At 55.8% G+C, this 20,950-nt stretch carries 12 protein-coding genes; 8 read left to right on the top strand and 4 right to left on the bottom strand.

Translation table 11 applies throughout. From position 1 onward, the window contains the following. Positions 1 to 157: 157 nt before the first annotated feature. Complete coding sequence (locus AACP62_RS06335) at positions 158 to 2,584, bottom strand: hypothetical protein (protein ID WP_339347122.1); 2,427 nt, start codon at positions 2,582 to 2,584, stop codon at positions 158 to 160. 185 nt (positions 2,585 to 2,769) lie between these two features. Between AACP62_RS06335 and AACP62_RS06340 the strand changes: the two genes are divergently transcribed. From AACP62_RS06340 to AACP62_RS06350, 3 genes are all read left to right on the top strand, one after another. Then, entirely contained in the window at positions 2,770 to 3,618 is an 849-nt protein-coding gene (locus AACP62_RS06340) for an HNH endonuclease (protein ID WP_339347124.1), read from the top strand. 364 nt (positions 3,619 to 3,982) lie between these two features. Continuing rightward, positions 3,983 to 4,417: a MarR family winged helix-turn-helix transcriptional regulator gene (locus AACP62_RS06345; protein WP_339347126.1), complete on the top strand. Its 435-nt coding sequence runs from the start codon at positions 3,983 to 3,985 to the stop codon at positions 4,415 to 4,417. Continuing rightward, positions 4,417 to 6,690 (top strand): ATP-binding cassette domain-containing protein, encoded by a 2,274-nt coding sequence (locus tag AACP62_RS06350; protein WP_339347127.1) that lies wholly within the window; start codon positions 4,417 to 4,419, stop codon positions 6,688 to 6,690. Before AACP62_RS06345 ends, AACP62_RS06350 begins: the two co-directional genes overlap by 1 nt. Before the next feature lie 26 nt (positions 6,691 to 6,716). Here the strand turns inward: AACP62_RS06350 and AACP62_RS06355 are convergent, their stop codons facing one another. Further along, positions 6,717 to 7,487 (bottom strand): GNAT family N-acetyltransferase, encoded by a 771-nt coding sequence (locus AACP62_RS06355; RefSeq protein WP_339347129.1) that lies wholly within the window; start codon positions 7,485 to 7,487, stop codon positions 6,717 to 6,719. A gap of 347 nt (positions 7,488 to 7,834) precedes the next feature. Here AACP62_RS06355 and AACP62_RS06360 point away from each other — a divergent pair, with 347 nt between their 5' ends. Then, positions 7,835 to 8,455 carry an isochorismatase family protein gene (locus AACP62_RS06360; protein ID WP_339347131.1) on the top strand — a complete coding sequence of 207 codons (621 nt, stop codon included), beginning with the start codon at positions 7,835 to 7,837 and terminating at the stop codon, positions 8,453 to 8,455. A gap of 18 nt (positions 8,456 to 8,473) precedes the next feature. Here the strand turns inward: AACP62_RS06360 and AACP62_RS06365 are convergent, their stop codons facing one another. After that, positions 8,474 to 9,220, bottom strand: a complete 747-nt coding sequence (locus AACP62_RS06365) for an SDR family oxidoreductase (RefSeq protein WP_339347133.1) — start codon at positions 9,218 to 9,220, stop codon at positions 8,474 to 8,476. Positions 9,221 to 9,439: 219 nt separating this feature from the next. Between AACP62_RS06365 and AACP62_RS06370 the strand changes: the two genes are divergently transcribed. Both AACP62_RS06370 and AACP62_RS06375 read left to right on the top strand, forming a co-directional pair. Then, a complete protein-coding gene (locus AACP62_RS06370) occupies positions 9,440 to 10,363 on the top strand; it encodes a glycosyltransferase (RefSeq protein WP_339347136.1) in 924 nt (307 codons plus the stop codon). Positions 10,364 to 10,366: 3 nt separating this feature from the next. Further along, positions 10,367 to 12,418: a DUF6541 family protein gene (locus tag AACP62_RS06375; protein WP_339347138.1), complete on the top strand. Its 2,052-nt coding sequence runs from the start codon at positions 10,367 to 10,369 to the stop codon at positions 12,416 to 12,418. Here AACP62_RS06375 and AACP62_RS06380 read toward each other — a convergent pair. After that, complete coding sequence (locus AACP62_RS06380; protein WP_425332919.1) at positions 12,391 to 13,386, bottom strand: glycosyltransferase; 996 nt, start codon at positions 13,384 to 13,386, stop codon at positions 12,391 to 12,393. The genes AACP62_RS06375 and AACP62_RS06380 overlap by 28 nt on opposite strands. 153 nt (positions 13,387 to 13,539) lie before the next feature. Here AACP62_RS06380 and AACP62_RS06385 point away from each other — a divergent pair, with 153 nt between their 5' ends. Further along, the gene (locus AACP62_RS06385) at positions 13,540 to 14,865 is read left to right on the top strand and encodes an MFS transporter (RefSeq protein ID WP_339347142.1); all 1,326 of its coding nucleotides are present in this window, start codon (positions 13,540 to 13,542) and stop codon (positions 14,863 to 14,865) included. A 528-nt stretch (positions 14,866 to 15,393) separates the two neighbouring features. Then, positions 15,394 to 20,889 carry an endo-alpha-N-acetylgalactosaminidase family protein gene (locus tag AACP62_RS06390; protein WP_339347144.1) on the top strand — a complete coding sequence of 1,832 codons (5,496 nt, stop codon included), beginning with the start codon at positions 15,394 to 15,396 and terminating at the stop codon, positions 20,887 to 20,889. The last annotated feature ends 61 nt before the right edge of the window (positions 20,890 to 20,950 follow it).

Genomic DNA, 20,950 nt, shown 5'->3' on the forward strand with positions numbered 1-20,950 from the left:
AAACCCCTTTTTGCTACTCACCTCCACGACCTCACTGGGATTGACAATGGTCAAGCTAGCAAAGATTGACGTCGCGTCCTCGTTCCCCAAGACAGCAATCCGCGGAATCCGATGCTTGCACATCTCGGCATGATTCCCACCCCAGCGCCGTCATTGATCAGGCCGACCCAACATCACCTTTCGTAACTCTCGCATTCTCCTTTGAGCGACTTTTCTGATTAATAAGCTTCGCCAATTCCTTTTCGCAGTTACGCAGGTATCCCAAGCTCTTCTTAAGACCGGAGAGTTCTTTCTTGGTTTCCTTCTTCTCAGCCTTGTCTAGGTCCTTATCTTCAGAACGCATAGAGAGAACCTCCTGCTGAATTTCCGTTCGTTCAATCTGATCGAGCAAGCCTTGTCGGATCCGTTCAATCGTCTCTGGCTTCATATCAGCTTGAGCGAAGTCGGATTGGCAAAATGTTAGGAGCTTCGAACATTCGTCGAGGGCAAACGCTCCTTTGGAATCAGTGAGAAGCGAAACAACAGCAGTTACCCCACTACCACCGACCAAACCCAAGACTGCACCGCCACCAGCGATTATGGCTGTGCCGCCTGCCATACCGAAGCCTCCAGCAGCCAATGCACCACCGCCAACCGCTGCAAGGCTCGCACTGGTAAGAGCAGCACCAGATAGGCCGGCAACAGCCGATCCGGCAAACAACGGAGCTATGACTGGCGCTATGACTGGTGCTAATGTAAACGCTGCACCTCCCGTAGCAACCGCAACCGCGGCAGTCCCCGCAGCACCGACAATTTTTTTGGTTCGGCTACCATTCAATACGCCGGCATTCTTATTCAGCGCCTTGGCGGTCTGCTGCACAGGGAATTTATCCGAATCGCCGCTTACGTCACGCCATAATTCTTCGAGAATTTTTGAATCAAATTTTGGACGTTTAGTTCTCTTGATCGAGGAGTCCGGCCCTCCCTCAGGATTCTCTGACTCCGTTTCAAAACGATATAGGTCATACGGAGTGAACCGTGCAAGTTCAATCAGAACCAAGGCTTTCCATGTGTTCCCATCCCGCGCAACAAGTTCTTCAATTCTCCGTTTCACTTGCCCGCGATTAAGGAGATCACAGTCATCAGGCAGGTTTTCAGACCACCTGTCAAACCATTCTTCCTTTTCTCTTCGATCCACTGCCTTACTTCGATCTATGTCCTCATAAAGCGCGAGTCGCTCTATCGAGAACAATACAGATAAATGCTCCGGCTTCAACGAGAGCATTTCCATTGTCACCCGACCGGCCGAATCGTCGTTTTGCTGCCGCTGCCTGTGGCTCGCTCTTCGTTCCCACACCGTTTTGACATCCACACCTATTGCGAAAACCAGACGAGTCACACCTACATAGTTGATTTTCAGCAGGAAGAGCTTGCCATCGAATCCCCTTACTAGAATCCCGACCAAGGCGGCCCGAATAGCGGCATCCGCTAGATCCACTGCAGTAAAGGTAGCCGAAGCAATGGATACCATGCGGACTACTCTGGAATTATTGAATGGAAGGACCACACCCATATCCAGCTGTGACAGGTCGTCCAAAGAGTCGACTTCATTGTTTTTCATCTCCAGATAAAGATGATGAAGAAAATAGCAGCCCCGTGTCAGGCACTCATTCAGCAACACTGGAAGCGCCTGACGCCCCAGTACATGCACAATTCCGATTTCAGTTCGCAGGTTAAACCTACGAAGGACTTTACGACCTTCATCGTCAACTTGAGCGAATAAGGTCCCATTGAACATCTTGGAAAGAAGTTTCCGTAACCCCATGCCGGAATCCATGGCGTTTTTAAACACGGGCAAGGCGGACAATTCCTTAATAATAGAAAGAAAAGGCCCAGGTATCCCCGTGCCCTGACCGGGATTCGAACTTGATCCCGGCGCGTCTGACGCCATGTGAAAGAACCATCGCACCGTGCCTAGGAACAGCTTTTCGTAGACGGTATCGCCGATCAAACCTTCCTTAAACCATCGTTCTTCCACCGGGACTGCAATGAAATCTCCGTTTTGATTGGTGCCGTATACCTTTCCTGTAAATTGAGTGAGTATCGAGAACACCAATCCTTCAAGGGAGAAGTGGTGAGAAAAATCTCTGAGATGATGTTGCAAACCGCCGCCGAATTCGGCCGTGTACTTATCGCCAACAAAAGGATATTGATTTTCTAGGAATTGAATGGCATCACGCAGGGACTCTCCTTTAAAACCAGAATGCTGCTTTGCCACCCAAACCACGAATTCATTGACTTTCTCTGAACCCCACTCGTTCGCCTTGTCCAGAGAGAACTTGCCAACAAAAATCGAATCACATAAACCCGCGACCACTCCACAAGCCGCAGCGATCTTGTAATCAAGCTGCGCGTCATCTTGCACATGGCCACTTGCAGGGTCTTCTTCAATGGATTCCACATAGATTCCATCACCAAAATCTTCGGTTGTTTTATCAGCGTGGAATCCAGCCTCTATTCCTTTGTCATCAGCAAGCTCCAGCGAATACTCAACAGAGACCAAATCACCACCGTGCCGTGGCGAAAGCTCCAACTCCCTTGCCATCCGTCCCTCTCCCTCCACAGTGCGCATAGAAACAAAGCAATATAGCCAGAATAAAGCAGCAATTGGAACGTCTGCAAACAGTCAACCAGCACTTCCCTCGCTCGTAATTCTCATTTACCCTTGCAGACTTCAAAATTACGTCAGATACACATCCCAGAAGCTTCATAGCCGATTATCCTGGGGGTATGGCAATGAACGTCAATGTCGCATCGCGCCGCCGCAACTGGTCGTGTGAAGAAACGATGATGGCCTTTGCTCTGTACATCGTGCTTGAGCCCAGAGAGTGTGACGACAATGGGCTAGACGTGCAGCGTCTGGCATCATTCCTGCACCGCACACCCAACTCTGTTGCCTTGAAAATATGGAACATCGCAGCCCATGACATCAATCGAAGGGCCCAGGGCAAGGCAGGCATGAAGCATGGTAGCAAGCTGGATGCCCAAGTCTGGCAATGGTACACCGAAAATCCCGATACCTTCATGGCGGAATGCCTCGATTTGCTCCAACATGCACTCCTGCAAGCGAACAAACAACACTTCCACCCAGCACCATTGGCCTCTGACCGATATTCTACGCTCGAAACCGCAACAAAAATGCTGCTTGACAAGCGCAATCCAGAAGGCGGCGAGCGCGAAGCAACCACGATTCAGCGGATCAACCAGTCTTACTTCCGCAATTCGCTGCTTTTGAACTACCAGAGCACATGCTGCATCACTGGCATGCAGATACCTTCGATGCTAATTGCCAGCCATATCAAACCATGGAAAGCATCAACCCCGACCGAAAAAACCGCCGCATCGAACGGCCTGTTGCTCAATGCATTCCACGACCAAGCCTTTGACCAAGGGCTTATCTCCATCGACGACGATTACCGCATCATGGTCAACCACGACAAGGTAAGGCACTCACCGATCAACGATCAATGGCTCTATGCCTTCGAAGACCAGAGAATCACGTTGCCATCGATCAGCCGACCCTCGCATGAATTTATCGAGTATCATCACAAACACATCTTCCTTACCGATGCGGCATAGCCACAGGGACAATCCCCTCCCTTACACGCTTGGCGCTACCCGGAAATATTGGGCAAACCGTTCCCCGCCTTTTTCTTCTAAGGCATCGATTATGTCCGCAGGTTGCTCTGCCAGCCTGAGATTCATAATGACCTGTTTCACCGCATCACGACGCGCTTTATTAGCGGAGGATTAAGCAGCCAAGTACTTACGCGATCCATGAAGCGCCCTGTCATATTTCAACGAAACAAGGCCAAATATGAAGCAATGACATCCTCCAGCATGCCTAACTTCATCGTCTCAATGCAGCAAGACAAGGCAGAAGCTAGAGTGCATCCAAGCCTCTCGGGAGATTTATAGTTTCCAATATGATATAGTTTCTATTATGAAATCAAATAAGCCATCCTTTCTTTATAACGCTCTCATGTATCTGCAGTGCGAATTCGTAGCAGAGCGTAATAGGGTCAACCCAGGAAACATCACCTGGCAACAGTTCGATATCCTGACTGTTCTACGCACCGGAGCCTTCATGCCCTCACAGATTGGTCAGCGACTCGGTATAACCCGATCCAAGGTCTCCAAGAACCTCGGCACGCTGCGCGATCTCGGATACATCAGGCAAGTGCCTGACGCCCACGACCGGCGAGAGCTGGAGACCAGTCTGACTCAGGATGGCCAGGACATGCTTGACATTATCGATCACCAGCACAAGACCCTTGAGGAGGATGCCCGACAGGTCTGGTCCGAAGACGAGCAGGAAGAGTTCACTGCTCTTGCCAACAGGCTCATCGCCAAGCTGCGCCAGGAGCGGATCGCCTGATGAGGACAGAATCCATCCTTATTGATAGGGCCTCTACGCACAATCTTAAGCAAGTCTCGCTGGCCATACCCAAACGGGCCATCACCGTGGTCACCGGCATGTCAGGTTCAGGTAAGTCGTCCCTCGTGTTTTCCACGCTGGCAGCCGAGTCACAGCGCATGATCAACCGCAGCTATAGCTCCTACATCCAGCAGCTCCTGCCCAAGTATGAGTCCGCGGAAGTCGCCCGTATCGATAACCTGCCCTTCTCAATTGTCGTCACCCAGAAGCAGCTCTCGGGCAATGCCCGCTCCACCGTGGGCACCTACACCGATATCTATACCGCCCTGCGCCTGCTGTTCTCCCGTATGGCCCAGCCCTTCATCGGGTACTCCATGACATATTCCTTCAATAATCCTGCGGGGATGTGCCCGACCTGCCAGGGACTGGGAACTGTGCGCACTCTGGTGCTTGATCACCTGCTCAACATGAATCTCTCGCTGAACCAGGGAGCCATCAACTTTCCCACCTTCCAGCCAGGCGGCTGGAGGCTGACCAGGTATACGGATTCAGGTTATTTTGACAACGACCTGTCTCTACAGGAGTGGGACAGAGATGACCTCGACTTCCTGCTCCACGGCAAGAGGCAAAAGCCGACACACCCTGGCCCCGATTGGCACAAAACGGCCATGTATGAGGGATTGGTGCCCAGGATCACCAAGACCTTCATCAACCAGAGCAACGACAAGTACCAGCATGAGCTGGAGGAGGTTACGCGAATCACCCAGTGCCCCGACTGCCAGGGGGCCAGAGTCAACGCCAAGGTGCGCTCAGCCAGGATCGGCGGACTGAACATAGCTGACTGCTCCGCCATGAGCGTGGCAGACCTCCAGGAATGGCTCGGGAAGATTCATGACGATCAAGCTGAGACCATTCTGCAGGACCTAATGCGCAAGATAGCCAACCTGATAACGGTTGGTCTGGGCTACTTGAGTTTGGAGCGTGGCACCTCCACACTTTCCGGAGGAGAGGGACAGCGTCTGAAAATTGCCAACTGCCTGAACAGCCCCTTGAATGACGTCCTCTACATCTTCGACGAGCCAAGCGTTGGCTTGCACCCCCATGACCTGACTGGTATCAAGAAAATCTTTGAAGGCTTGCGAGACAAGGGCAATACGGTAGTGATCGTGGATCATGACCCCGAGCTCATCGCCATTGCGGACCATATCGTCGACATGGGGCCAGGGGCAGGCAATGAAGGCGGTCGGATCGTCTTTGAAGGGAACTATCAGTCTCTGCTGAGAAGCGGCACAGCAACTGGCAGATCCCTGGCAGATCCAGGCATGGTAAATGAACCATCGGCGCCTTCGCATGGATTCTATGTAATAGACAAGGTCACCGCCCACAACGTCAGAGAAGCCCGCACCAAGATACCCCGACAAATGCTGACAGTGGTGACCGGGGTGGCCGGCTCAGGTAAGAGCACCCTTATTAAGGAAGGCTTCATGGCTCAACATGAGGCCTTACTCCTGGATCAGAAACCAATCAAGACCAGCGGACGCTCCAACCTGTTGACCTACTTGGGTGTCTTCGACCCGCTGCGCAAGGCCTTTGCCAAGGCCACAGGCGAATCCCCCTCACTCTTCTCATTCAACGCTGCCGGAGCCTGTCCGGTCTGCAAGGGCAAGGGGGTCGTCACCCTGGATATTGCCTACATGGGCGACACCAGCACTATCTGCGAAAGCTGCCATGGAACCAGGTATTCAACGCAGGCCTTATCTGCCAGATACCGTGGTCTCAGCATCGCCCAGGTGCTGAAACTGACTGCCAGCGAGGCCATGCACCAATATCATGAAGTGCTGGGGCCAGCTATGAAGGCCCTGGAGGATGTGGGTCTGTCTTACCTATCCGTTGGACAGGCTCTCGATACGCTCTCCGGCGGTGAGCTGCAACGCCTCAAGCTGGCCAGGCTACTCAAGGAGGGGATTCGCGAGACCCTGATTTTGGATGAGCCCACCAGCGGCCTGCATGAATCCAATATCCTGGAGCAGATTGCTCTCTTACGTAAACTCATCACCAACAAAGGACTCACTATTATCGCCATAGAACATAACCTGCGCTTCATCGGCCAGGCCGACTGGTTGATCGATATGGGCCCGGGAGCCGGAAGCGCAGGCGGAAAGGTGCTGTTTGAAGGAACTCCGCTTGCGCTGATGCGTCGCAATGACACTCCTACAGCCCGAGCCATGAATGCTTATTTCGGTCTCATCAAGGATGCCGCGGCGCAACCATAAGCGGCTGCATTCAGATCAATAATCGGTCAGCAATCTTGCAGACGGCGCCTCTGCATGCCATCCTGATCGAAATTGTCATCATCCAGCCAAGTCTCCAACCGCTCTTTCACTGCCGGCCATTCGCTGTCCAATATGGAAAACCAATCCGTATCCCTAGTACGGCCCTTGTAGACCATATCGTTCCTGAACCGGCCTTCAGCCTTGAATCCCAGCCTCAGCGCTGCCGTCCGTGAGGGCGCATTGAGGCTGTCGCACTTCCACTCGTATCGTCGATAGCCCAAGTCCTCGAAGACATGCCGAGCCATCAGATACTGAGCCTCGGTAGCCTGCCTGCTTCTCTGCAACTCCCGGGTATAGATAACGTGGCCCATCTCAATGCTTCCCACGTCGGACCTTATCCGCTGCAAGGCATACATGCCCAACAGATCCGACGAATCAAGAAGCTTCACATGCTTCCGTATATCCGCATCCTCTCCATCTGCAGACTGACCGACACTGAGTCCATGTGCAGACGGATTGCGGAGAATGGCAAAGAAGAGAGGATCGCGACTTTCAATCATGGATTCGAACCCTGAGTCGAATGTTGGTCTATCAGGGTAGAGATCGTGAGTGCTATAGGTCATGATGGCTTTGTCACATTCTGGACTGAAAATTCGCTCATAGAAGGCATCGCCCTGATTCTCGTACAGGGGCACTACCAGAACGGTCTTGCCAGTCAAGATGACGGGCTCCGGCATCATGGCCCCGGGAAACGAAATCGCATCACCAATAGGTTGCCCAAACTCATTGACTCTCATACCCGCATCTCCTCCCTTGGAACTATGCCCGCTCTGTAATCTATGGAAGAGTCAGCCCCAGAAGCACCGGCTATAACTCCGTACAATCCTGGCACTTAGAATACCAAGCAAACACCCCAAAAGCCCGTATGGATCCATCTCACGCATGCGTGTTTATTCTCCCCCGCTACCTCCTTTATCATCTTGTCCACAAGATGCTGCTTCACCGCCATATTTGTCCACATGCACCCAAGCGGAAGGGCCGACGCGGAAGCGAGAATTAAACTGATACGTAAGAGGAATGCTCGCCGAACTTCAAACGGTATTTCCTCTGCCTACCGTCAGCATCGACCAAGGGAGTGATTACCATGTCCAAGGCTTTGATTGTCGTTGATGTTCAACCGACCTTCTGCGAAGGGGGTGAACTGGGAGTTGAGGGAGGCAACGCTACAGCCAGTAAAATCGCCGACTATGTCCACGGCCATGCCGGGGACTACGCCTACATGGCCACCACCCAGGATTGGCACATCGAACCCGGATCTCATTGGTCCGATCACCCGGATTTTGCGGATACCTGGCCCAAACACGGCGTAGCCGGCTCACCCGGGGCGGAGCTTCATTCCAAAATCCGGGAGTTGGGCATCACCCATCACTTCAAAAAAGGCCAGTATTCAGCTGCCTACTCCGGATTCGAAGGCATCGAAGACAACGCCGATAAAATCCAGAGCAGGCAGGAGTTCGCTGCGGCCAAAGCATCTGGAGTCACCTTGGCCGACGCACTGGCGCAAGCAGGAGTCGACCAGGTGGATGTAGTCGGCATCGCCGAATCCCACTGCGTCAAGGAGACGGCCTTGGATGCCGCAAAGCTGGGTTACCAGGTCACGGTCTTCGAGGATCTGACTGTCCCGGTCAGCGAGGATCAGGGCGTTGAGGCTCGAAAGGCCATGGCCCAAGCAGGCATTCGTCTTCTTTCCTCCAGTGGCGACTAAGGGCAGCGGCGGAGGAATTCACCAGGGCTGGATGGTAGGGCCTACAGTAAACTCCGATACATTGGTATCCTCAGGCTGATCGATAGCGAAGGCCACCACCTGGGCCACCCGTTCTGGATCAATCTGGTAGCTGTCGTAGGTCTTGTTCATATCGGCCAGGGTCTGCTTGTCCGTTATGGTATCCAGCAACTCAGTCCGAATGGCCGCCGGGTAAATGGTAGAGGTACGAATATGGGTCCCCTCTTGGGCGGACTCCATCCTGAGCACCTCCATCAGATCGCGCAGACCCCACTTGGTTGCCCCATAGACCGCTCCTTCCGGGTAGGCCTTGAGCCCAGCCACCGAAGAGGTAGCGATGAACTGCCCGTGACGCTGCCCGATGAACTCCGGCAGGGCCGCAGCAATGCCGTACAGTGCACCTTTGAGGTTGACGTCAATGGTCCGATCCCACTCGTCCACATGCAGGGCCGACAGGGGCGAGTTAGGCATGAGCCCGGCGTTGAGGAATACCACGTCCACCCCGCCGAACTGCTTCTTAGCGAAAGCCACGAAGTCCTCATTGGCCTGGCGATCGGTCACATCCAGAGCCATGGAGGCCGCCTGACCACCCGCCTGAACGATGTCGTCGACGATTTTATCCAGCCGATCCTTGCGGCGAGCGCCCAGCACCACCTTGGCCCCTCGCTGTGCCAACAGCCTCGCCGTGGCCTCCCCTATGCCGGACGAAGCTCCGGTGATCAACACCGTCTTATCAACAACAGTCATAACAGTTCCACCTTTCCTTGATCTTCAGTCGGCCTGATGGTACAACCTCGAGTCGCTGGAAGTGCAAATCCTGCTACAGCCAAGCCCAAACCAACAATCGTGATCAAATGCGTGGCATGGGACTGAATCTATTGAGAAGGGCAGGTCAGTCAGGACTGCGCTGGCTGGACACATGTAGAATCGACGCAGTAATCCACGAAGAAAGGCGGCTGCACTGCCATGAGCGCAAGGAATCAGAGTCACACTCCGTTTTCCCTCCTGATGGCTGTCTATGCCGGAGACAGGCCCTCCTTCGTTGCCCGCGCATTGAAATCCGACACCATCGATCAAACCCTTATGCCCGATCAGATCGTCATTGTGTGCGACGGTCCGTTGGGTAAAGAACTAGGCCAACTGGTTGATCGGTATCCAGCTGAGTTGAAGAGACAGTTGCTTCAGGCTGACAGGGCCGGGGAAATGCCCGAGTTTACGATTGTGCATCTGTCGACCAACAGAGGACTCGCACACGCACTGAATCTCGGGTTGAAGTCCTGCAAGCACGAGCTGGTGGCCAGAGCGGACAGCGACGACATCTCCCGGCCATCAAGATTCAGGGCTCTCATCCCCCTGCTTGCCTCATCGGGGTTAGATGCCCTGGGTAGTGCCATCCAGGAGTTCGACAATGACGAACGCACCCCCGGTCGAATCCGTTATCTGCCAAGCGGTGGATCCGAACTGCGGGCATATGCCACTCTGCATTCCCCCCTGCATCACCCCAGTGTGGCCTTTCGTAAGACCAGCGTGTGCAAAGTGGGCGGTTATCCGGAAGAATCAGGGCGCTTTGAAGATTACCGTCTTTGGGAAACCATGCTGGTCGCCGGCGAGCATATCGGCAATATCAAAGAACCCCTGGTTCTCTATCGATCCGATACGGCTATGTATCACCGCAGAGGCGGCATGCGCATGTTTCGGGACGAGCTGCGACTGCAAAACGATTTTCTGCATGACCGCTTCATCAACCCCATACAATATGTCAGAAACATCCTTATCCGTGCCTGCTACCGTCTGCTGCCCGACCAAGTACGCAGCTGTCTGTATGCCATCATGACCACCCTGCTCAACCGGTTCCATAGGAAGTCGGTGGATGACAGCCGAAAGAAGTGATTCATGCAATCAACCCTGATGACCTGGCAACAATCCTGGCCACTGCTGCTCTTCATCATCGCAGCCCTGTATCTGCCCGGCTGCCTGCTGGTGGCAGCACTGGGTAGCCGTAAACCTATCTTCGTGACGGCACTCGGCCCTGTGGCCTCCATTGCACTGGCCGGCATCGATGGCGTGCTCTTCCAGCCGCTCGGCATATCCTGGAACTGGCGTTCCTACGGGCTTTCGGCCATAGTACTCATTGCCGTCATTCTTCTAGCGCGTAAGCTCTTCAATCATTTTCGTCATCCTGATGGAGCTGGCCGAGAATCCTCGGCACTGGCAAGCGAAGGCGGAAAAACCAAACCTCGATTAAGACACTTCCTTCCGGCAGTCATCGGCACAGCACTGGCTGCTTGCAACATCGGCATCAGACTGATGCACGCCGCGCCTTCGCCTGATCAGGTCACACAAAATTACGACTCGGTTTTCCACTACAACGTAGTGGCACGAATTGTGCTCACCGGCCAGGCTTCATCCCTGCATGCTCTTCCGCCCATCAGGGAAATATACCCCATAGCATTTCAGGAGTTCGCTGCCATGGGAGCGATGGCCTACAGACCTGCCACGGCAGTTAGCGCAGTCACCTGCACCTGGCTGGTCTTTGCAGCTCTGATATGGCCGGTCTCCATGCTCTTTCTGATCAGAACCCTGTTGGGCAGACATGCCTGGAGCGATCTGCTCGCACCGGTACTCGCCTCATGCTGCGCGGGATTCCCCTTCCTCTTGTTGGATTGGGGCACCTTATATTCCATGTTCGCCGGCCAGGTCATACTGCCCGTCTTCGTCGCGCTTACCTGGTCCTGGTGTACAGACGGATGGCAGGAAGGCCGCCGATCCATAGTCGGCCTTGCCTGGATTCTCCTCAGCGTCGTCGCCGTATCCTTCTGCCATTTCAGGGTCATGATGACCGGCGCTCTTCTTGTGCTGCCACTGATCCTCAGTTGGCTGATCATTGCAGGGAGGCAGCTGGCCCAAACCAACAAGCATCGTTTCCGAGTGGCCGCCGGAGTGCTGACTGCCGGATTCCTGGTTCTGCTGGCTATAGGCCTCAAGATCTTCCATAATTTGTACCTGCGTGGCCCTGCACGGAAAATATCGGATCATCTCAACGGCGGCCCGGCACAGCCCACGGAAGACCTGCCAGCCGCCATAGTGCGCTTTCTGCTGGGGCAGCCCATCGATTCAGGCAACCGCCGACTGCCGGTCTACTGGCCCCTGGCTCTGGCCCTGGTCCTGGCTCTGATCGTGCTCTGCCTGCACCACAACAGAAAGGACATGCTCCTTGTCTCCTCCTTCCTGCTGCTGGGTCTGGTCTTCGTCGCCTGTGCGGGCACCCATGCCGATTGGGCCAAGATTCTTACAGCCTTATGGTACAAGGATCAACGCCGCCTGTTCTCTGCTTGGCCTGTAGTAGCCATCCCCATCATGGGCATGGCCTTGGAGCATGGCATCGAAGCCTTGAAACGATATACACCGCAGGCCGAGAAGATGGTATCGATGCCGGCTATGATGTTGGCAGCCACGGTAGCCGTGCTGATTTGCGCTGTGAATCCGCAGTTGGACTCCATGCAGAAGACTCTGGGCTCAACATATGCCTTCGCAGCCAACGACGCCGATGCCCCGATGCTGTCAACCGACGAATTCCTGCTGATGAAGAGAATGGGCCGCCATGTCTCGACCAGCGAGCAAGTCCTGTCCGATCCATGGAACGGCAGCGGCTACATGCTGGCTGTCGGTGGCACCACACCCTTCTACGCCCATCTGAACATGAATTGGGATCATGACCATGCCTATCTGGCCACAAACTTCGAGCACATCGACTCAGACCCGCAGGTGTGCAGGATCCTGACCGATCATCACATCGACTGGTATGCGGATATGGGCGGACCATACGTTGCCAACGATCCTCAGCATCAGATTTTCAATGGGCTCCACCCCGTTCCGCAAGCCCTTCAACTGGTCGACAGCCAGGGTCGGGCGAAACTCTACCGGATCACCGCCTGCCGCCCCTGATCGGCACGGTCGATCAGTGCCTGAATCTCGGGCTCCTGGGCAAACAGGTCGTGGTTGCTGCCAGGGTGTGTAGACATGCCGGCTTTGAATCCTCGAGACAAACAATGCTGGATCTGCCGCCGATCATGCGCCCTAATAAAGGTAAGAAGCCACCGTCTGCCAGTAGCAAGGAGCAGTGCAAGAAATTCAATCGTTGTGAAATTGCCCCTGCTGAATCGGAACATCCATATCTTGTTGCGCACCTCGTAAAAGAAGCGAGAACCCGGGTCGGCATCACTGGAGCCAAAGACCTTGGTCTTATGCCATACCCGACTGGCGGGAACGTAATAGCCGATACCCGTTTTCAGCAGTCTGGTGGTGTATTCGAAGTCGTCATTCCAAAGGAAGAAGGCGGCCCGTGGCAGGGTTCCTGCAGCTTGGATGGCCTTGACGTTCACCAGGCAAGAGACAAAGGACAAGGAGCGGACCTGGTAGGCATGGGCGCTGGTCTGCAACTGCGGTCTGCCTCTTTTAATCGGCAGACGCCGACGCGGCTTGTTCATCCCATGCACCCTGCCGTCGACCCACACAGCCTCAGAGCCCAAAACGGCCGGCCATGATCCATTATCGGCATAAGCCTCGGAGGCAGCATTAAGCAAGCTGGACAGGGCATTAGGCTGCGGCACCACATCGTCATCCATGAGCCACAGGTAGGCCTCACACTGAGGAGGAATCTTCGCCAAGGCCGCCGCCATTCCAGCCACGAATCCCCCTGCACCGCCCATATTGTGATGCAAACGAACCAAGTCAGGCTTCAAGGGGTGCGACATGACCACTTCCACCGGTCCGTCCTCGCTGGCATTGTCTACGACAAGGACTTGATCAGGCTTGTGGGACTGGCTACTTATGCCATCCAGGCACTCCTGAAGGAGTTTGGAGCGGTTGTAGGAGACAACAACAGCGACGACAAAAAACCTCATAGTCTGCATTGTAACGATAGGTGAGGGTCAAATATTGAACTACAATCAGTTCTTAAATTTCCCATAGTGGACATTCAGAACAGACGAGCCGCAGATCAATGGGAGCATACAAACCGAGCAGCAGTTGGCTAGTCCCGATTCCGCGAGAGGAAGGCCCCAGTCATGTCGACGACACCGACACAGCCCTCATCACGAAAACAGGCTGTCTATCCATACCTGATCGTGCTCTCGGGCATCGTCTTCACGGCCATCCCGGTATCGCTGGTCTGCAGTTGTGCGGGCATCTTCTTCACTCCTGTCAGCAGCTACTTCCATGTTCCCAAGGCCGCATTCACCGGATATTTCAGCATATTCAGCATCACCATGGTCATCTTCCTGCCGGTTGCCGGATGGCTGATGCACCGCTACGATCTACGCATCGTCCTGACGGCAAGCACCATCCTGGCCGGACTGGGTTGCCTGGGCATGTCCCGATCATCAGCCATGTGGCAGTTCTATCTATGCGGAGTGGTTCTGGGAATCGGCATGCCGCCCATACTCTATTTGTCAGTGCCCACGCTCATCAACGCCTGGTTCCGCAAACGGGTCGGGTTCTTCATCGGTCTGTGCATGGCCTTCACCGGCATAGGCGGGGTAATCTTCAACCAGATAGGCACCATGATCATCAGGTCCGCCCCTGATGGATGGCGGCGGGGATACCTGGTCTTTGCCATCCTGATTCTGGTGGTCACCCTGCCCTTCACCATTTTCGTCATTCGCGGCACGCCCGAACAGATGGGTCTGCATCCCTACGGCGCCACCGACCAGGAGCCTGCTGCGGCTGAGGCTGCCTCCAACAGCGCAGACACTGGAAGCAAAGACAAAAAGGACTCAAAGCTTGCCGCGTCGACCGTGGGCATGACCGCTTCCCAGGCCTTGCGCGCCCCTGCCTTCTGGGCGCTGGCGCTCTTCTGCGGCCTGATCACCATGAATCAGACCATCTACCAGTTCCTGCCATCCTATGCGGCATCCCTGCCATCCATGGCAGCATACACGGGCCTGATAGCGTCCTCCTGCATGGCCGGCCAGGCTATCGGCAAGATCATCCTGGGTATGGTCAATGACGGCAGCATCGTGGGCGGGCTATGCCTCGGCATCAGCGGCGGCATTCTCGGTGTCTGTCTCATGGTCGCCTTCCCCGCATTGCCCGCACTCCTCCTGCTGGGGGCCTTCGCCTTCGGTCTGGTCTACGCATGCACTACAGTGCAGACGCCAATCCTGGTTACAGCGGTCTTCGGCTCGTATGACTACACCAACATCTACGCCCGCATCCAGATGGTAGGGTCCCTGGCCTCAGCCTTCGCCGCTCTCTTCTGGGGCGCCATCGCTGACCAGCCCCATGGCTACCTCATCATGTTCGGCCTGAGCATCCTGATTATGGTTGCGGCCTTGCTCCTGGGCATTATCCCCCTGAAAGGTGCACGCAAGTCGGTCACCCAAACCGCCTGACCGAGCCCTGCAACCAACAGCCTCCGCAACATCCCGATTTTCGTCATGCGCCGACAGGGGACGACAGACCGCCGCTATAGGGACCTCACGTTCCGCAGAGAAGCCGGGCCGCCCAGCTAGATCCGGGGGCTTGTCACCATCGCCGGCCTCGGTCTTGACCGACCTGTAGATCATCACCTCCAACGCCATCCGCTCGCCTCTGACCGCAGCTACGGCAATAAATCCATAAGGGGAGAATCGTTCGTTCACCGGATCTCCAGCCATATGCATCGACGACCGTACAATCTGCAAATGCAGCTTCGAAGAACTTTTCTACCACAATACGACAAGTACATATACAAATAACCAAGCCTGATTTTTGAACCCATCTCTACTTGTGCAATAACATTATCTTTACTACACTTACATTTGACATTGACGTGACGTTCTGACCAAAACAACGACGTAGTAGGTTCCGGGCGGCCTCTTCCCCGGTTCATGGTTCAGTCGTCCGTCATCACATAGACGGCAAGGAGGCTTGTCTAAAATATGAAACGCATCATATCCATGGCCCTGGCGACAGTATTCGCCTTGGCCACCGCAGGGGCCGCGGATCCGGCCTTCGCTGCCACGGGGAGTCGGCCCTACCAGGCCAATACCCCGTCAATCCTGACTACAGGATCGAAAGCAAAGGCCAGAACTGCTGGTATCAATCCACGGATTACTCCCGTCAATCCTGCAGACCACGAATGGACGCTGGATCCCTCCACCAACAAAGGCGGCGAGGTGTTGGAAAAGTCCAATGGCTGGCTGCGCTTCAAGGCCTCAGCCGCCAACGGTAATTCCACGACGGTCAGCGAACAATACCCGGCCATCGCTTTGGACGCTACCACTTACGACTTCACCAGCCCAGGAGCTCTGACCTTGACCATGAGCTCGCCCCAGCCTGGCACTGAGAACAGGTTCGGGTTCTACCTCGGGTATGGCAATCCCAACTCCGGACTCTTCATCGGTTATGACTCGGGCGGCTGGTTCTGGCAGCGCTACGGCGGGGACGGCCAGTGGTACACGGGAACCAGACTTCCGGCACCGGCCCAGGATACCCCGACCACGATAGGAATCACTTGGACCGGCCAGCGCGCAGGACTCACCGTAGACGGGCGCGCGGCTTTCGAAGATGTCGACTACGGCCCCATGGCTGGCGCGCTAACCGGAAGGTTGGCCATGAAGGCTGGCGTCTACCAGAACCAGATCACTGAAGTCAAGCTCAAGCTCAAGGAAGACCCGGCTGATCTGCACTCGGTCGCCGGACGAATCGTCGATACAGACGGCGGAGCCATCGCCGGGGCCAAGGTCCATATGACGGGAGCCTCGACATTGACAGACGCCGAAGGCGCCTTCACCCTGCAACAGATCAAATCAGGCAAATACACCCTACAGATCGGCAAACAGGGCTACGAGGACATCACTAAGGACATACAGGTGGACCGTGCCGATCTGGACCTGGGATCCTTGCAACTGAACAAAGCCACCCCAGAGGCCAAGGTCACCTTGAGCACCCCCGAGATGAGCGTACAGGTCAGAAAACACTTCCCATCTGTGGTTCAATACACCATGACCAAACTGGACAACAGGGTCATGTACGGCCGACATGAGGATCTGCGTCGTCTGAACATCAACGGCACAGACATGGATCTGACTGATTCGGACGTGACTTTCACCCAGCAAGGAACAGACAAGGCCACCTACCAGCTTCGCGCCCAAAAACCCGACCAGAACATCGATGCCACCGTAACAGCAGTCCTCTGGCTCAAGGCCAACACCCTACACCTGGACATTACCAAGATCGAAAACGCTGCCGGAGAAGACCATCCCATCCAGACCATAGCCCTGCCCGGGCAGGATTTGGTATCCGTCAGCAGCGATCAGGACGGAGCTCAATTCACAGGCGCACGCATGTCCTCGAACACCAAGGTATCCGGCGACACCACCTTCCCCATCACCGACGACACCACAGTCGATCCGAACAAGTCCGATTACATCTACGGATTCGTCTCAGGAGGATCGTTGAGCGCTGGACTATGGAGCAACACCGAACATGACGGCACCACGGCCGGCAGCTCTACTGCCGGAGGCGGTCAAAACACCCGTGTACTCACGGACGTCGCCAGCGTTCATGGGTCAACTTCACTCGGACTGTCCAGCCCTGCCTGGTACTACCATCGTCAGGTTCGGGACTCCAAGAACCGCGCGTTCACTGTTGAGCAGACCGAAATGCCCAAGATGGCCGTGGCCATCACAGGCGACGAAAATCAGGACGGCAGGGTCGACTGGCAGGACGGGGCCATCGCCTACCGAGCCATCATGAACAACCCTTATGGGGCTCAGGAGGTGCCTGATCTGGTTTCCTGGCGTATTTCCATGAACTTCGGAAGCCAGGCCCAGAATCCCTTCCTCAGCACCTTGGACAATGTGAAGAAGGTAGACCTCAACACCGATGGGTTGGGTCAGTCCGTCCTGCTCAAGGGCTACGCCAACGAGGGACATGATTCCGGCCACCCGGACTACGGAGACATCGGCACCCGGATGGGCGGCGCCAAAGACATGAACACCCTGATGAAGGAGGGAGCCAAGTACGGTGCCCGTTTCGGTGTGCATGTCAACGCCGACGAGATGTACCCGGAGGCCAAGGCCTTCAACGAGGATCTGGTTCGCCGCCGGTCTGACGGCAGCCTGCAATACGGCTGGAACTGGCTTGACCAAGCTGTCGGCATCGACGGTATCCATGACCTGGCCTCGGGTTCCCGCCAAAACAGATTCGGCGAGCTTAAGAAAAAGGTTGGCGACAATCTGGACTTCATCTATGTGGACGTCTGGGGCAATCGGACCTCCGGCAACGAGGACTCCTGGGAAACCCGCAAGCTTTCGAAGATGATTACCGACAATGGCTGGCGAGTAGCCAACGAATGGGGTGCAGCCAACGAATATGACGCCACCTTCCAGCACTGGGCGGCCGATCTGACCTACGGAGGCTCCACCCTAAAGGGGCAGAACTCCCAGGTCATGCGTTTCCTGCGCAACCACCAGAAGGACAGCTGGGACGGCGACTACCCCGCTTACGGCGGCGCAGCCAATGCCCCTCTCCTAGGCGGCTACAGCATGAAGGACTTCGAAGGCTGGCAGGGCCGCAACGATTATGATGCCTACATAACCAACCTTTACACCCACGATCTGTCTACCAAGTTCATCCAGCACTTCAAGGTGACTCGCTGGGTCAACAATCCCTTGGATCAGCAGTCTCCTATGGATCCTTCGGCCAACAATGGCCATGAGCGGATAATCTTGAAGGACGACCTAGGCCACCAAGTGGTCATCGACCGCGGATCCAACGACCAATCATCGTCGGCCTACCGCGAGCGCACCATTACGCTGGACGGCCAAACCATCCTGCAGGGAGCGGTCTCGCCCGGCGACGGCAGCGGCCAAGGAACTGAGTCCTACCTGCTGCCATGGCTCTGGGACACCAAGACCGGCAAGCCGCTAACAACGAACGACCAGAAACTCTATCACTGGAACACCCGCGGCGGCACGACCACCTGGACCCTGCCTGACTCCTGGCATGATCTGTCCGCAGTCAAGGTTTACCGACTGAGTGACCAAGGAAAGACCGAGCCATTGGATATACCTGTAGTCAACGGACAGATCACTCTGAACGCCAAAGCGGGAACCCCCTATGTGGTTCATCGCGGGACCTCAGCCAATCCGGACATCGCCTGGAGCACAGGTTCCCATTTGGTCGACACAGGCTTCAACGGCGGCAAGAAAAGCCTCGAGGATAACTGGCAGACCAAGGGCTCCGGGAGCGCCACCATCGTCAAAAGCGCTTCCAGCAATCCTATGCTCAAGCTGGATGGCAGAGTCGAATCGTCACAGACCATAAAAGATCTGGAGCCTGGTGCACGTTATGCCCTCTATGTGGGCGTGGATAACCGCAGTGACGGCCAGGCACGCCTGGAGGTCCGCAACGGTGACCAGGTACTGGCTGCCAACTCCACTGGACGCAGCCTGGCCAGGAACTTCGTGCAGGCCGATCCCCACAACACCAACTGCGCCACGGTGGACGGCAGCAGCTTCTTCCAGAACATGTACGTCTTCTTCACAGCGCCGGATCAGGGCAATTCCGTTCTGGCCCTGTCCCACCAAGGTGACGGATCTGCCTACTTCGACAATCTGCGCCTGGTGAAGAACGAATACAAGGGTCTGGAAACCGACGCAGATGGTGGCGTGAAGACCTTGACCAACGACTTCGAGCACAACGCCCAAGGCATATGGCCCTTTGTGGTTTCGGGCGCCGAGGGCGTGGAGGACAACCGCGTCCACCTGTCCGAGCTTCACGCCCCCTACACTCAGGCGGGCTGGGACGTCAAGAAGATGGACGATGTGCTGCAAGGAGATTGGTCGGTCAAGATCAACGGGCTTACTGAGGACAACACCTTGGTCTACCAGACCATTCCGCAGAATGCCCGGTTCCTGACCGGAGCCACCTACCGAATCTCCTTTGACTACCAGGCCGGTTCCACCGGCTCCTACGCTCTGGCCATAGGGCAGGGCGAGTTCGACCCAGCCCACACCCAGCTGAAGCCCTTGGAGAAGGCCCTGGGCACCACGGCCCACTACCAATTCGAACTGACTGGCGGACCTCGGGATGCCTCCTGGTTCGGCATCTACTCGACCGACAAGGCACCCGACCGCCAGGGAACATCTGGCGATGCGGCCAACTTCGGAGGGTATCAGGACTTTGTCCTGGATAACTTGCGCATCGAGCGGCTTCCAGACACATCCAAGACCCAGGAAGAGGCCCGAGCCAAGCTCAAGCAGGTGCGGGACCGCTTCGACGACAGCCGCGCCAAGTACAGTGACCAGGCTTGGCTGACCTACCTGCATACAGTGGATCAGGCCCGCCTATTGATTGAAAAGGACGGCTCGGGACCGCAGGACTGGTCACATGCCTACGGAATCCTGACGGCTCTTGAGGACTACATGGCCACAGCGCCTGGGTCGCAAGCAAGCGATGCCTGCGACATAGCCAAGGATAAGTATGCAGTCAGCACGGGCAGTGAACAGCCCGATGCAGGCGGCGTCGAGGGACCCAAGGAGTACGCCCAGGACGGCAAGCCCTCAACCTACTGGCACACCAAGTGGGGCGCAAACGCCCTTGAGGACGGCTCAGCCTGGTATCAATTCGACCTGCAAGAGCCCACCACTGTCAATGGACTGCGCTATCTCCCCCGGCCGGGCGGCTATTCGGTCAATGGCAAGATCAAAGGCTACAAGATCACTCTGACCCGTAGTGGGCAGTCGGAGCCGGTAGAGATAACCGGCACCTTCGACACGCAGACTACCTGGCAGAAGATCTCCTTCACCCCGGTATCCAATGTGATCAGAGTAAGATTGACCGCAATCGAGACCACGGGCCAAAGCGACTCGGAAGCCAACCATTATGTATCAGCAGCCGAACTCCGTCTGACCACCGATTGCACCCTGCCGACCTTGGCGGAACCGGTAGACAAGGACGAGCTGAAGGATTTGGTGAATCAGGCTGCCGGACTCAAGGAGGCCGACTACACTCCGGACAGCTGGAAGACCTTGCAGGATAAGCTGGCCGCAGCCAAGCAGGTGCTGGCCGACGAGCAGGCCACGGCCTATCAGGTTGCCTTGGCGGCTGCCAATCTGCAGACGGCCATCAGCAAGCTTCAGCCTGCAATGCCCGGAACCGGCACAGGAGGCACAGGAGGCACAGGCATAGGTGGTATCGGCACCGGATCAGATACCGGAAAGAATCCGATCACCGGCTCAGGCAATGGTTCTGGCCTCGGCGGCGGCAAGGGGAATATACAGCAGAAGCCAACCCATCCCAATGCTCACGGGCAGGACGGATGGCTATCGGCGACAGGCGTCGCGGTGACCTCCCTGCTGGTCGTAGTTATGCTCGGACTGACAACTGGTCTCCTCCTGACCAGGCGCAGTCAGGGGAAACGAAGTTAACTAATAACAGCAACTCGGACTGAAAGGGACGGCGAGGTCTTATACCCCGCCGCCCCTTTTC

Source organism: Bifidobacterium apis (assembly GCF_036986835.1).
Taxonomy (GTDB): domain Bacteria; phylum Actinomycetota; class Actinomycetes; order Actinomycetales; family Bifidobacteriaceae; genus Bombiscardovia; species Bombiscardovia apis_A.

Bases quoted from the DNA above. Each gene is read 5' to 3' on its own strand.
- AACP62_RS06370 (WP_339347136.1), top strand. From the start codon at position 9,440: ATGAGCGCAAGGAATCAGAGTCACACTCCGTTTTCCCTCCTGATGGCT.
- AACP62_RS06390 (WP_339347144.1), top strand. From the start codon at position 15,394: ATGAAACGCATCATATCCATGGCCCTGGCGACAGTATTCGCCTTGGCC.
- AACP62_RS06335 (WP_339347122.1), bottom strand. From the start codon at position 2,584: ATGGCAAGGGAGTTGGAGCTTTCGCCACGGCACGGTGGTGATTTGGTC.
- AACP62_RS06365 (WP_339347133.1), bottom strand. From the start codon at position 9,220: ATGACTGTTGTTGATAAGACGGTGTTGATCACCGGAGCTTCGTCCGGC.
- AACP62_RS06345 (WP_339347126.1), top strand. From the start codon at position 3,983: ATGAAATCAAATAAGCCATCCTTTCTTTATAACGCTCTCATGTATCTG.
- AACP62_RS06360 (WP_339347131.1), top strand. From the start codon at position 7,835: ATGTCCAAGGCTTTGATTGTCGTTGATGTTCAACCGACCTTCTGCGAA.
- AACP62_RS06380 (WP_425332919.1), bottom strand. From the start codon at position 13,386: ATGCAGACTATGAGGTTTTTTGTCGTCGCTGTTGTTGTCTCCTACAAC.
- AACP62_RS06355 (WP_339347129.1), bottom strand. From the start codon at position 7,487: ATGAGAGTCAATGAGTTTGGGCAACCTATTGGTGATGCGATTTCGTTT.
- AACP62_RS06350 (WP_339347127.1), top strand. From the start codon at position 4,417: ATGAGGACAGAATCCATCCTTATTGATAGGGCCTCTACGCACAATCTT.
- AACP62_RS06340 (WP_339347124.1), top strand. From the start codon at position 2,770: ATGGCAATGAACGTCAATGTCGCATCGCGCCGCCGCAACTGGTCGTGT.
- AACP62_RS06375 (WP_339347138.1), top strand. From the start codon at position 10,367: ATGCAATCAACCCTGATGACCTGGCAACAATCCTGGCCACTGCTGCTC.
- AACP62_RS06385 (WP_339347142.1), top strand. From the start codon at position 13,540: ATGTCGACGACACCGACACAGCCCTCATCACGAAAACAGGCTGTCTAT.